13 protein-coding genes and 1 pseudogene are annotated in these 13,711 nt (G+C 35.7%); 6 read left to right on the forward strand and 8 right to left on the reverse strand.

Features of this window, described 5'->3' with window-relative positions; translation table 11 throughout:
- Nucleotides 1-189, forward strand: a pseudogene (locus K9V48_RS24605) (MFS transporter); the annotation flags it as partial.
- Between the two features lie 118 nt (nt 190-307).
- Here K9V48_RS24605 and gdhA read toward each other — a convergent pair.
- From gdhA to K9V48_RS24630, 5 genes are all read right to left on the reverse strand, one after another.
- The gene (gdhA, locus tag K9V48_RS24610; RefSeq protein ID WP_224141747.1) at nt 308-1,690 is read right to left on the reverse strand and encodes an NADP-specific glutamate dehydrogenase; all 1,383 of its coding nucleotides are present in this window, start codon (nt 1,688-1,690) and stop codon (nt 308-310) included.
- 746 nt (nt 1,691-2,436) lie between these two features.
- On the reverse strand, nt 2,437-2,871 hold the full coding sequence (locus tag K9V48_RS24615; protein ID WP_224141748.1) for a GreA/GreB family elongation factor: 435 nt from the start codon (nt 2,869-2,871) through the stop codon (nt 2,437-2,439).
- 214 nt (nt 2,872-3,085) lie between these two features.
- A complete protein-coding gene (locus tag K9V48_RS24620) occupies nt 3,086-3,292 on the reverse strand; it encodes a zinc ribbon domain-containing protein (protein WP_224141749.1) in 207 nt (68 codons plus the stop codon).
- Between the two features lie 284 nt (nt 3,293-3,576).
- Complete coding sequence (locus K9V48_RS24625; RefSeq protein WP_224141750.1) at nt 3,577-3,717, reverse strand: YjcZ family sporulation protein; 141 nt, start codon at nt 3,715-3,717, stop codon at nt 3,577-3,579.
- A 46-nt stretch (nt 3,718-3,763) separates the two neighbouring features.
- Complete coding sequence (locus K9V48_RS24630; RefSeq protein WP_224141751.1) at nt 3,764-3,868, reverse strand: YjcZ family sporulation protein; 105 nt, start codon at nt 3,866-3,868, stop codon at nt 3,764-3,766.
- 240 nt (nt 3,869-4,108) lie between these two features.
- Here K9V48_RS24630 and K9V48_RS24635 point away from each other — a divergent pair, with 240 nt between their 5' ends.
- The 4 genes from K9V48_RS24635 to K9V48_RS24650 all read left to right on the forward strand — a co-directional run bounded on the left by K9V48_RS24635 (nt 4,109) and on the right by K9V48_RS24650 (nt 8,357).
- Complete coding sequence (locus tag K9V48_RS24635) at nt 4,109-4,690, forward strand: copper resistance CopC family protein (RefSeq protein ID WP_224141752.1); 582 nt, start codon at nt 4,109-4,111, stop codon at nt 4,688-4,690.
- Nucleotides 4,691-4,693: 3 nt separating this feature from the next.
- The gene (locus tag K9V48_RS24640; protein ID WP_224141753.1) at nt 4,694-5,776 is read left to right on the forward strand and encodes a CopD family protein; all 1,083 of its coding nucleotides are present in this window, start codon (nt 4,694-4,696) and stop codon (nt 5,774-5,776) included.
- Between the two features lie 296 nt (nt 5,777-6,072).
- Nucleotides 6,073-7,458: a branched-chain amino acid transporter BcaP gene (gene bcaP / locus K9V48_RS24645; RefSeq protein WP_224141754.1), complete on the forward strand. Its 1,386-nt coding sequence runs from the start codon at nt 6,073-6,075 to the stop codon at nt 7,456-7,458.
- Nucleotides 7,459-7,769: 311 nt separating this feature from the next.
- Entirely contained in the window at nt 7,770-8,357 is a 588-nt protein-coding gene (locus tag K9V48_RS24650; RefSeq protein ID WP_224141755.1) for a VanZ family protein, read from the forward strand.
- A 157-nt stretch (nt 8,358-8,514) separates the two neighbouring features.
- Here the strand turns inward: K9V48_RS24650 and K9V48_RS24655 are convergent, their stop codons facing one another.
- From K9V48_RS24655 to proC, 3 genes are read right to left on the reverse strand one after another with little or no spacing between them, the layout of a single operon-like run.
- Nucleotides 8,515-9,777, reverse strand: coding sequence for a glutamate-5-semialdehyde dehydrogenase (locus K9V48_RS24655; RefSeq protein ID WP_224141756.1), 1,263 nt, complete (start codon nt 9,775-9,777; stop codon nt 8,515-8,517).
- Nucleotides 9,778-9,789: 12 nt separating this feature from the next.
- A complete protein-coding gene (gene proB / locus K9V48_RS24660) occupies nt 9,790-10,920 on the reverse strand; it encodes a glutamate 5-kinase (protein WP_224141757.1) in 1,131 nt (376 codons plus the stop codon).
- A gap of 24 nt (nt 10,921-10,944) precedes the next feature.
- Nucleotides 10,945-11,796 carry a pyrroline-5-carboxylate reductase gene (gene proC / locus K9V48_RS24665; RefSeq protein WP_224141758.1) on the reverse strand — a complete coding sequence of 284 codons (852 nt, stop codon included), beginning with the start codon at nt 11,794-11,796 and terminating at the stop codon, nt 10,945-10,947.
- Nucleotides 11,797-12,388: 592 nt separating this feature from the next.
- Between proC and K9V48_RS24670 the strand changes: the two genes are divergently transcribed.
- Nucleotides 12,389-13,711 (forward strand): SSO2105 N-terminal domain-containing protein (locus tag K9V48_RS24670; protein WP_224141759.1); only part of this gene is annotated, 1,323 nt, incomplete at its 3' end.

Here is a 13,711-nt window from a genome sequence, read left to right on the forward strand (position 1 = left end):
TTAACACAACCATTACTTATGGCGACATTAGCTTTAGCATTCGGTTTACCAGCCCTTGGATTGGTTATTTCAGTTGTTGCAATGAAATTCTATAAGCTAGATGCTAAGAAAATGGAAGAAATTCAAAATGATATTGCAAAAGTGAAAGCAAATACTAATACAAAAAATGACGATATCGTTGCTCAATAGCATAAAAATGTAAGCGCTACAAAATAGATTTTTTTTGCGAATGATAGAGGAAGTCTCAAAGTATGTGAGACTTCCTCCATTTGCTTAAAAACCTTGCATACTGAGCTGTTTTTTCAGTTTATATAATTCCTTGTGCAATCATTGCATCGGCCACTTTAACAAAACCTGCGATATTAGCACCTACGACAAGGTTTCCTGGATATCCATACTCTTTCGCCGCTTTCACACTATTTTGATATATGTTTTTCATAATTCCATGTAATCTTTTATCTACTTCTTCGAATGTCCAAGCAAGTTTCATACTATTTTGCGCCATTTCTAATGCAGAGACTGCTACTCCACCCGCATTAGCAGCTTTTGCTGGGCCGAAGAGAATATCATTTTCTAAAAACAAGTCAATTGCTTCAAGTGTTGATGGCATATTTGCGCCTTCACCAATTGCTTTCACACCATTATCCACCAATATCTGTGCAGATCTTTTATCAATTTCATTCTGAGTAGCACATGGAAGCGCTATATCGCAAGGGATAGACCAAATTCCAGAGCAGCCTTCATAGTATTCTGCTTGTGGATGCACAGTGACGTATTCAGAAATTCTTTTTCTTTCTACTTCTTTCAATTTTTTTACAGTTTCAAGATTAATCCCATTTTTGTCATAAATATAACCATTTGAGTCACTACATGCGACAACTTTCGCACCTAATTGGCTTGCCTTATCTATTGCGTAAATTGAAACATTCCCAGAACCAGAAACTACAACCGTACTATCTGCAAAGCTAAGGTCTTTATCCTTTAACATTTCCTCAACAAAATATACAGTACCGTAACCAGTAGCCTCTGTCCTAGCTAAACTTCCACCATAGCCAAGACCTTTTCCTGTTAAAACACCAGCTTCATAGCCACCGCGAATTCTTTTGTATTGGCCAAACATGTATCCAATTTCTCTTGCACCAACTCCTATATCACCCGCTGGTACGTCAACATCAGGTCCAATATATTTGCAAAGTTCTGTCATGAAGCTCTGAGTAAATCTCATAACTTCTTGGTCTGATTTTCCTTTCGGATCGAAATCAGCCCCACCTTTACCGCCACCAATTGGTTGGCCAGTTAAAGAATTTTTCAAGATTTGTTCAAAACCTAAAAATTTAATGATACTTGCGTTAACGGAAGCATGAAATCTTAAGCCACCTTTGTACGGCCCAATACTACTATTGAACTGTACACGGAATCCTCGATTTACTTGGACTTTTCCTTGATCATCAACCCAGGGAACTCTAAAAGTTACCATTCTTTCCGGTTCAGCTATTCTTTCAAGAATTCCATTTTCCATATATTTAGGATTCTTTTCAAACACTGGTATAAGCGAATCAAAAACCTCTTTTACAGCCTGAAGAAATTCACTTTCGTTTGGATTACGCTTAATAACCTCATCGTACACTTGATTCACGTATTCCTTAGCAGCACTCGATTTATCTTGTTGGATTTTTTGCATTGTATCCATAATTGCTCACTCTCCTACACTCTTTAATAGAATATATTAATTATGCTCCAATCTAATCATTTAAACGATTTTCACAAAACCATTGGATAATATGAATAAATAAAATACGAGAGATTGTGATAGATCTAATAGGATATTTGCTGCAGTAGTCAGCATATCATCTTTTGAGTGGTTAAAAAGGTGTAATTATTTTAGCTTTACTGGTCGTTTAACACCACATCTTCTTAAAGTCGAGGATTTACTCCCAAATATTATGAAATAGGAAGTTAATATAGCTGAAAGTCTTTCTTCGTCAAGTAGAACGGAATTCTTTTATTATGATTAAGTTATTCAGTATTTATTCAACATTCACACTTGTTTTTCCTTGATTGATTTTATGATAAAAAATATGCTAAAAATCGGCAAATTGGTATTAACTTCATATTTCCTATCATAGAATCAGGAATTATTCCCTTATTGAAGGAATAATTCCTACCTATATTCATTCATATTTATGTTGAATGGAGGTAATTGTGCATCAAATCAATACTCTTATCATTGACAAATTTCATCATTTTCATTAGGAAAAACCAATGACTTGACCATTCATGTAAGAAAAGCGCAAGCGCCTTGATCAGCCTCAGGCATAACATAAGACACTCTTGAATAGAAGATGTTTTTTTACCTTCTATTCAAGAGTGGCTAGGACGCTTGCGCTGGACAATTATCAAAGCCAAAACTTATAAATTCTGATTTTGTCAGAAAGACTATGATTGTATAGGGTCAAAATTTATCGCCTTTATTGTTACCTTAAATTCTCCTCCTGGTGTAATTAAGTTCATTATTTCACCAGATGAACGTAATAACAATTGGCTTCCTACTGGTGATAAAAATGAGATAAAACCTTTATCAGGATCTGAGTTTTCTGGCATACAGATTGTATAATCATCCGTTTCGTCCTCATCCTCGTACTTTAATACAACCTTTGTTCCGATAAAAGCCTTTGTTGGGGAAGATTCTGATCGTTCATCCGTGGTTGACAGAAAATCTTGTACCTCAGTTGAATATGTGTTTAAGAATTCCTTATATTTATTTCGATTCGAAGAAAAATAGGAACCTATTATTTCCGTAACATTCTCCTCTAAAAATACTAATTGATTTAGCAACGTTTCCTTTAAGCTGAGCTCGACTTTATGGCTCATAATATATGTCCTCCTTAGCGTGATTTAGACCCTTTGATTGCTTCCTTTCAAGATCCATAAAACACCCTCCTTCAATCCATTTTTGAGATTATTTCCCAATTCCTTCATCATATCATAGGTGTTACTAAGTTTCTATACAATTAGCTACATATACCTATTAATCTAAAAGAATCTATTGGACTAGACTTCCAATAGATTCTTTCCAAGTAATTTTTTATCCCCCAAAAAACAAATCCAAAATATTTGAAGCAGTAGAAGACTTCTTATTGTAAAATTCAGAATATCCACAGCTGTTACAATACACAACAATGAACTGATTATTTTGCACATCGAACATTTTCGATAAGCCTGTGCCTGTCATAGCCACTTCTTTTTTACTTGCATCATGGCTCCCACATTTCACGCAACCATTGTCACTCATTTACTCCAGCTCCTTTTCTTTCATTTTCTAATCATACGATTTTAATGGGAAATTGTTTCATGTTTTATTCCTATGTACTAAGAAAAGCGCAAGCGCCTTGTTCAGCCTCGGGCAAATAAGACGCTCAGGAATAGAAGGTGTTCTTTGCCTTCAATTCCTGAGTGGTTTAGACCTAAGAAGGACTAGACGCTGGACACGAAAACTAAGTCAAAAAAACTTATACTTTCTTATCTCTACAAAAAGGGGGACTAACTTTATTCGTCAGTCCCCCCTGTTAGATTAACTTATAACCAAGCTGCTCCAACAATAATTAAAAGAATAAACAACACAACAATTAATGCAAAGCCTTTACCTGCACCGTAGCCATAGCCACCGCCACCATATCCTCCACAGCAACCGCCACCGTAACCATATCCGTAGCTCATTCAAACTCCTCCTTTAATTGATAATTCTTAAAATTCGTTATAGCATTTAATATCCAACGAAAGCCGATCCGACAATAATTAGTAGAATGAATAAAACGACGATTAAAGCAAAGCCAGCACCGTAACCACATCCTGGAGTTGCACCACCCATAAACAACACCTCCCTTTCGCTGTACTACTACCTTATGTATTTCGCTCCTTGTGCGTAAGGGCATTCGCACAGTTCCTGGTCATTTTATTTTTTTCTCAACTGTTCTAAGCACGAAAATCTCACTTTCTATAAGTTTACTGTATGCTATTTGTTTGCTTTATTTTATGTATTGGTTTTAAAATAAAGAGGAGATGTATTGTGATTATTAATTAAAAATATTGAGAATTAAGGGAGAAATAAATGAAGAAAATATTATTTATTTTAAGTTTTATGTTAGTATTTCCGATTATGACATCAGCACATACTACCGTATCCGTATCAACTCCGAGTGCAGGTCAAGTCATTACCGAAGAAATTCGAGAAATGACCGTAGAATTTGCAGGAGAAATTGAAAACCAAGGTGATCTCACTTTAGTTAATGAACAAGAAGAAATTGAAATTGATGCTATATCAATTGGAGAGAAAAAAATCTCGGGAACATTGCCATCACCACTTGAAAATGGTTCCTACACGTTAACATGGAAGGTTGCTGCAAAGGATGGACATCTATTAACTGGTCAAATCCCCTTTACAGTCTCTATACCTGAAATTGTAAATGATGATAAAGATGCAGTTCAAGATGAAGTTGGACAAACATCCGAAACTGAAGAAACTAACAAGAACAATCAAGAAACACCAGTAAATGAGAATACCAATTTAGCGAATAAGGAAAAATCTGAAACTGTTGAAGATAACGGTTCACTTATTTTCACAATTTCTCTCACTGTATTAGTTATCTTGTTAGTACTTGGAATATTTATTATCTTACGCAAAAAGAGGTAAGGGATGAATCAGTTAATACCAATCACAGAATATGTTACATATATGCTTTATTCTTATTTAGTTGGCTATGTTGTGCTTCAGTTTGTACCATCATCAAATAAACCAAGGATACAGGTTTCGAAACAAAGCTTGCTTTTATCTGTTCTAGGAATCATCGTTTTAATGTTTTTACCGGTTCTTCAAGTAATCTCATTTTTTTCACCTGAAGGCCTTTTTAGCTTAACCGCATACTCCATCTTAACGGAGTTCCAAGTAGGTATTGCATGGTTGTATGGAAGTTTTTTCGCTATCTTTTTATGGATGGTTATTTATGTAGAGGGATCTAAATACTTACAAGCACTTTTCTTACTTGTCATGATTGGTTTTGTCGGATATGCAAGTCATTCTTCAACCCTTACACTTTGGCCTGGCCTTATTTCACATTCTATTCATTTCTTAACAATTACGATTTGGGTTGGCGTCCTTTTACATGTTGGATGGCTAGCGCACAAGGTGGAAAATTGGCATTCCTTTTTACGGTGGTTTACCCCACTGTCCATCATTTTATTTTTCATCATAACAATAAGTGGTATTCTTCTCATGTTTTTTGTTGTTGCACCGCGAGATTATGCTAATTCATGGGTTTTACCATATGGTCAAATGCTTTTATTAAAACATCTCAGTATTATCCCTGTGTTAGTATTTGCATTCATAAATGGCTTTCTCTCAAGAAAAACGAATCAATCTTCTGATTTTAATGCCAGGAAATGGGTACAAGTAGAAACAGTGATTCTTATGATTATTTTTTTCATTACGGGGGTTTTAGGAACACTTCCCCCTCCACACCAAGTAAATGCAACCCTCCTCCAAGAAGGAGCCGCTTTCTGGGTCGAATACTTGATCGGGTATGAAGTCGTTGCCCCTTTCACTGTTCAGTTTATTCCGGAGCTTCAAGGACTACTTTTACTTGTGATTGCGCTTATGTTTTTAGCTATGGTTGTCATCAGCTTTTACAAAAAGTTAACTCCTTGGATCGCATTAGGATTTGGGGCAATTTTCATCATTGCAGCTTACCTTGGAATCATGATGTCAATAATTGTACGGTAACGAGTGCGACTGATAGGAAGTCTGAACTCAGCGAATCTTTTTACCTGCCCCCCTAATCTTGAACTAGCTGAGCTATTACTGGTTAATCTATCTAAGCGAAAAAGGCAAGATACTGCCATGGTATCTTGTCTTTTTTATTTGTGTATACTAATAAAAACAATCAATCTTGCTTGGACTTAAAGATTTTTTTAAAATTGCAACGTACTATATAAATGTCAATAAATATTGACCTTTTCTCTATTCGACAATATACTACATTTTCCGCATCGAAAATTGATCATCAGTTTGGAGGATTTATGAGTTCACTTCTTAGAAAAAAATCAATTACAAAGCTACTCCAGCAAAGTAATCAACAAACACTTAATCGTACACTTAACGCTCTCGATTTAACGATGCTAGGCGTTGGCGCAATTATCGGAACTGGCATTTTCGTTTTAACTGGAGTTGTTGCAGCAAAATCAGCTGGACCTGCACTTATTATTTCTTTTATTTTATCAGGAATTGCATGTGCCCTTGCAGCATTTTGTTATGCAGAATTCGCTTCATCTGTCCCTATTTCTGGTAGTGTCTATACATACACCTATGTCACACTTGGAGAAATTTTTGCTTTTTTAATCGGCTGGGACTTAATGCTTGAATATTTACTCGCAACGGCTGCTGTGGCAACTGGTTGGTCAGGTTATTTTCAAGCGCTTCTTGAAGGGTTTGGAATCAATCTACCTTCCATCCTCACCTCTGCACCAGGTTCAGGTAATGGTGGAATTGTTAACTTACCGGCAATCATCATTATATTCCTTATAACTGCGCTACTATCGAAGGGAATTAAAGAAAGTACTCGCGTAAACAATATTATGGTGGTAATCAAGCTTGCAGTCATTGTCATCTTCATTTTAACTGGGATTTTTTATGTAAAACCTGAAAACTGGTCTCCCTTTGCACCGTTTGGATTCGAAGGAATTATTACAGGTGCAGCAACTGTTTTCTTTGCATATCTCGGATTTGATGCGGTAGCGACTGCTGCTGAGGAGGTTAAACGACCACAACGTGATGTTCCAATCGGAATCATTTCTTCTTTAGCAATTTGTACGACCTTATATATTCTCGTTTCGTTAATTTTAACTGGGATGGTTCCATACTCTCAATTAAACGTGTCAGATCCTGTGACCTTTGCCCTGCAATTTGTTGGACAAAACTCGCTAGCTGGAATTATTTCTGTTGGTGCTATTACGGGTATTACGACTGTCTTACTAGTTGTCATGTATGCTCAAGTTCGGGTTTCTTTTTCTATGAGTCGCGATGGATTACTACCGAAAAAACTATCTACAATTCATCCAACTTTTAAAACGCCTTTTCAAAATACTTGGTTGACTGGGTTCATCGCTGCGATGATCGCTGGCTTCGTTGATTTAACAACGTTAGCTCACCTTGTGAATATGGGAACATTAGCAGCATTTACGTTAGTATCAATTGCAGTCATATCGCTTAGAAAGAGTCACCCTCACTTAAAACGAGCATTTAAAGTGCCATTCGTACCGGTACTCCCTGCTATTAGTGCTTTATTATGTATCTATTTAATGACAAGTTTATCTACTACCACATGGATAGCATTTATTATTTGGATAGGTATTGGCTTGATTGTTTATTTTGGATATGCAAGACGGCATAGTAAATTAAGAGATTGATTTCTTATCATTTTTAATACTTTTCATTGAGCCCCAGCATTTGTGCAAAGCTGGGGCTTTTTCTGATTTTTTGTTATTGATTAATTGATGGAGATATTACTTGTATTTACCTGTTGAAGAACAACCACATTTACCTCTTTATATTTCTCCGTCTATAGGAGGGTCAGACCCTTTTGTATCATGCTATTATGTTATATCAAAGAAAGTATATTCTTCTCATAAATACCAATCCACTATACTATATAGAATCACCAAACAATGTATAATAGAAAACAGAAGCATTTTAAAAAAGGAAAAGGTATGAGAAAAACATGAAAAAAAGCATAATACAAAGTCTTTTCTATTCGCAAATTGCCTTTTTAATTCTTTTACCTATATGGATGAAACTAACGGTATATTTACATCCACTTGTTATATTGGTTGTTTGGTTCTCTCTTTTTTCTCTTGTTTTATTTTGTGTGTTCTGGGTGAAAAAAGAAAAAATTAAGTGTTCAAGACATGTTCTTCATGCATTAACATTTTTTTATTCGATTGGACTGCTCATCTTATTATTTTTCAGACCAAATAATCAAAATTATAGTGATATAAATCTTATTCCTTTAAACACCATTCTTTTCTATCTATCTGGAACAGTTGATTTTTTAATAGCATTTTATAATTTAGGCGCAAATATTGGTTTATTTATACCATTTGGTTTGTATTATGTATTTTTAACAAAGAAACCTACAATAAAACAATTACTTATTATCACACTATTTACGATTAGTACGATTGAAGGGCTTCAATATATCACTAGGCGAGGAAGTTTAGATATTGATGATCTCATACTAAACGTTTTAGGTGTGTACATTGGCTATTGCATATATCCACTTATTCAAAAAGTTGTCGTCATACAATAACGATATTAACGTTCAGCCAAACATGAAGTAAACGTCACCACTAATGCTGTAATTGGCTTCATTTTCATAGGAGTTATCCCCCACCTCTCTTTTAGTGAATCATAAATAAGCAAAGGATGGGGATAACTTGCCAGTAAAAGCTAAATTAAGACTTGCTTTATCGTGTTTGCCCATTACCCGACATCATATATTTAATAGTCATTAAAGCCGGTAATCCCATTGGTCCACGTGCGTGTAATTTTTGTGTAGAGATTCCGATTTCTGCACCAAAGCCAAGTGCACCACCGTCTGTGAAACGTGTTGATGCATTATGATAAAGTGCCGAAGCGTCTACTAAACTCATAAACTTTTTGGCTGTAGCTTTGTTTTCGGTAACAATTGCCTCAGAGTGCTTTGTTCCATATGTTTCAATATGAACAATCGCTTCATCTAAGCTATCTACCGTTTTTACAGCAAGTTCTAGACTTAAATATTCATTCGCCCAATCTGCTTCATTGGCTAGTACTGCATTCGGTATATAGCTAAGTGCTACTTTATCACCATGAATTGAAATTCCATGTTCTTTGAAAGCTGTAATTAGCAATTCACTATTTTTCTCAAGCCATTTCTTATGGATGATCACTGTTTCAAGCGCATTGCATACAGCTGGACGGTCAGTTTTTGCATTGACAAGAATGTTTAATGCTTTTTCAACATCTGCTTCAACATCAATATATAAGTGGCAATTACCAACACCTGTTTCGAGTACTGGAACTGTAGCATTATTTACAACTGCACTGATTAATGAAGCGCCACCCCTTGGAATTAGCACATCGATGTGTTCCTTCATTGTAAAGAGTTGCTGTGTTGCCACGCGATCTGTGCTTGCAATGAATTGAACAGCTTCTTTCGGGATTTTTGTTTTATTTAATGCCCCTTGCATTACCTGTACAATCGCTTTGTTTGATGATAAAGCAGATGATCCGCCTTTTAAAATGATGGCATTACCTGATTTAAGCGCAAGTCCTGTAGCATCAACTGTTACGTTTGGACGTGCTTCATAGATCATGCCAATAACACCCAATGGAACTGTTACTTTTTCCACGAGCAATCCATTTTCTAGTGTCCAACTGGAGAGAATTTCCCCTGCTGGGTCTTTCAGCTTCGCAACCTGACGAAGTCCCTCCGCAAAGTCAACGATGCGTTCCTTTGAAAGTGCAAGACGATCTAAATACGCTTCTTCATAACCTTTTTCTCTTCCTACTAATAAATCTTTTTCATTTGCAGCTAAGATAACTTGATGATTCTTTTCTAACGTATCAGCTAAGATGTATAGTGCTTCATTTTTCTCTTCAGTTGATAGTAGCCCTACTCTTTTTGCTGCTTTTTTTGCTGCGATTACTTGTGCTTCTACGTTCGTCACTTCTTTTGCAACAGACATGCAATTCCTCCTTTAAACTCCGACAGGTAAGGATAATTCAAGCTCACAAACAAGGTCATCGAAATGTACAACCTCAAGATTCTCTACCTCTTCACCGGTTATTTTACTTAACCTTTCTAAGTCCTCATTTGAATAATTAACAACACCTAAGCCAATTCTTTCACCTTGATGATCAATAATGCGGATAACAGCACCTTTTTCAAACTGTCCTTTTACTGCTTCAATATCTGATGAATAGATACTATGTTTATGATCAGAAATTGACGTTCTTACTTGCTGATTGATTACAAGCTCACCTTCAGGACCAGAATGAAACGCAATCCACTGCTTTTTCTGGTTTAAATTCATCGTCTCGTTTGTCACTTCAAAATATGTCCCTCTAGCTATTCCACTAACAGCATCACCTAAAACATTTGCACTACTCGCCTTTCCCAAAAAGGTTGAAATGCCTGCTGCCATAGCAATTTTTGCAGCGTCAATTTTCGATTTCATTCCACCTGTGCCAACATTACTACCTGATTCACCAGCACCTTTTTCAATTTCAGGTGTAATCTCATACACTTTTTCAAGCAATTTTGCCTCATTGTTTTTACGAGGGTCTGAATCATAAAGTCCATCTATATCTGATAAAATAATTAATTGATCTGCTTCGATTATTCCAGCAACCTTTGCAGATAACGTATCATTGTCACCAAACTTTAAGCGATCAACTGTAACCGTATCATTTTCATTAACAATTGGGATAATACCGCGTTCTAATAAGACATTTAAAGTGTTTCTTACATTGTGATAGCGAATTTCATCAGAAAAATCACTACGAGTGATTAAAATTTGGGAGGCAACATATCCATGTGATAAAAATATTTCTGAATAAGCTTCCATTAATAAACCTTGCCCGATTGAGGCTGCTGCTTGCTTTTCTGGTAATGATGTTGGTCGATCAATACAGCCAAGTTTTCGATAACCTGCTGCAACGGCACCAGAGGATACGAACACAATTTCGTACCCTTCGTCTTTTAATAGGGCAATTTCATCTGCTAACTTTTCTAATTTACGGCGGCTAATTTCTCCATGTCGACTAGTTAAGGAACTGCTTCCAACCTTAATTACAACCCGTTTCTGCTTATTGTTTAGGGTCGTCATTTTATCACTCCCGAGTCTATTTTTTCATTTAAAAGAACTAACTAACAAACTATCTTGAATTTTCGCACTAATTTCTTTTGAACGCTTTGTAGCATGTTCAACAGCTTTAGAAATTGCAATTCCACCACCATGTTCATCAAGAGCCTTTAGTCCTGCTGCAGTCGTGCCATTTGGTGAAGTAACTTTTTCTCTTAAAACAGTTGGTGTTTCGTCCTGCTGTTGAATCATTTTTGCTGCTCCTACAATTGTTTGAGCAATGATTTGTCTCGTTGTTTCGACATCTAAACCAGCTATTACTCCTTGCTGTTCCATATGCTCCATTAAATAATAAAAATATGCCGGTCCGCTTCCCGCAAGACCTGTAAAGATATCCATATCTTTTTCTTCGATTAAATATACCTCTCCAATGCATTGAAGCAATTCTTGAGTTACTTTTACATTTTCAGCTGCTGTTTCATGGCCTGGGGAAATCGCTGTAGCTGATTCGCCGATTGTACTTGACGTATTCGGCATAACTCTAACTACTTGTTGGCCTTTATGGAGATTTTGTTCAATGTATGATGTTGGAATCCCTGCTAAAACTGAGAGTATAAGTTGATTTTGTTTGATTTGCCCTTTTAAGCCTTTAAGCGCATTTTCCACATCTTTTGGCTTCATCGCTAATATAAAGATATCTATTTGATCAAACTGCAACTTTTCTCGTTTTATCCCACTAATTCCATACTTATTTTCTAAAGTAATTAATCGCTCTTCATTGGAACGATTAGTGACAATGACTTGTTCTGGAAGAATTTTTTTTGATTGCACCAAACCTGAAATCATTGCTTCCGCCATTGACCCAGCACCGATAAAAGCAATTTTTCTATTGTGTAACATCTCATCTCTCCAATGTCGTTCGTATTTTTGTTCGCACCTTTTTGCTAACGTCTTAATACTAACATGCTCATTGTCATATTCAAGGTCTTAGCGAAAGTTCGTGAGCATTTCTTCCAATTAGTTAGTATTACCGCTATCATTAACTGCTATTTCTTGTTAAAAGCCTCTCATACGGCTATAGCGCTTCTCATCCCTTATTTTGAAGAAATTTTCTGACCATTTTTCTCAATCTATATCCTATTCATCTAACGCAAAACAATCTGGTTTACTACTGGGTACAAAGCTATTTTCCGAATGACTTCTATAGTTGCGCTGACACCATCAACAGCACAATCCTTTGTGAAATGAATACATCTAATCTTTTCATCCCTTTTCAACGGGTAACCCCCCCTACATCAAGATTTCAGAAGAGTCGTGGTACAACAGTTAATTAAAAAATATAACAAATAGTAACATTTAATAATAAAACGCGCTGTTTCATTGTTTTTTATATTAACAATTTTTTCTTCATTTCTATTGAATTATTTTATGGATTTTTATAAGATAAAAATATACACGAACATTAGTTCCACTTAAAGGAGGTGCATCTCTCATGATAAAGAAAAAAAGTTCTTTAACGTTTACATATATTGGTGTAATGGAAAAATCCGATGATGTTGAAATGATTATATTGGATGAAATTATGCGCAAGTTTCAATCTGGTAAACGTTACCTACGTGAACGAATTTTTGAAGGTAAAAATCGAAAAGAAGCTGTAGATATGGCAAAACCTTTATTTATCAATAATTCAGGCTACATGAGAGATGCGTTTCTTGAAGCAGAAGCATCAATTTCTTCTCAAAAGGAATTGTTGCCTATTTACATCCAACAAAATCAATTAAAAATAGCTGCATTAAATGAGCAAATGACTAAATTAGCCCATTCTAAAAAGAGGAATAAGGATAAAAAAATAAAGTATAAGCAGTCGAGAATAAAAAAACTGACGAAACAAAATAATTATTATCAATACCACCTTGATGATGGGACAGTTCCCAAAATGGTTGATGGGTCTAAACAGTTGTTTAAGGAGTTAGTACATAAAAAGATAACAAAAGAAGAATGGCGCGATGCAAGAAGCAATGCGGTTTATTCGCGTGGGGAAAAATCCAAAGGCGGGAACGAAAACATTAAATTGTCTTACTTAGGAGAAAATTTATTCGCAATGCAGGTATTAAATCCTTTTAGTGACAAAAGAGGAGAACGATTATCTTTTGTGGTTTGTTTTCCTGATAAATTTGTGTTTTCTATGGCTTCTTATTTAGAAACAGGCAAATCCTATTCCGTTCGTATCTTACGAAGAAAAGATAAATACGAAGTACATTTCGCAATGGAAGAAGAAAACTCATCTGAACCTACCTTTGAAAAAGGAATCGCTGGATTAGATATGAACCCTGACAATCTTTCCGTTACCATTGTTTACCCTAATGGTAATTTTAGGGCTTCTAAAGTATTTTGGATACATGATATTAATACAGTTTCTGCCGACAAACGTGATTGGATCATTCAACAAGCGGTAGTAGAGATGCTTATGTGGGTGAAATCATTTGGCGTAGATACGCTATCTATGGAAGAATTAAAGTTCTTGCAACAAAATGAGAACGCTTCATTTAATCGAATGGCAAGCAATTTCTCTTACAGTCATATAACAAAAACACTTATTTCTGCTTGTTTTAAAGAAAATATCGCGCTCATACAAGTGAAACCCTATTATTCGAGTTTCATAGGTAAAATGAAGTACCAACAAACCTCTGGCTTGTCCATACACCAATCTGCTGCTTTTGTATTAGCCCGAAGAGGGTTGGGTTTTGAAGAAAAAATACCGAAAGAATTGTTGTCAGTCCTTTTTGCAAAGGAAGCAAAAAAGGGACAACCTCTT

The organism is Metabacillus rhizolycopersici (genome assembly GCF_020075705.1).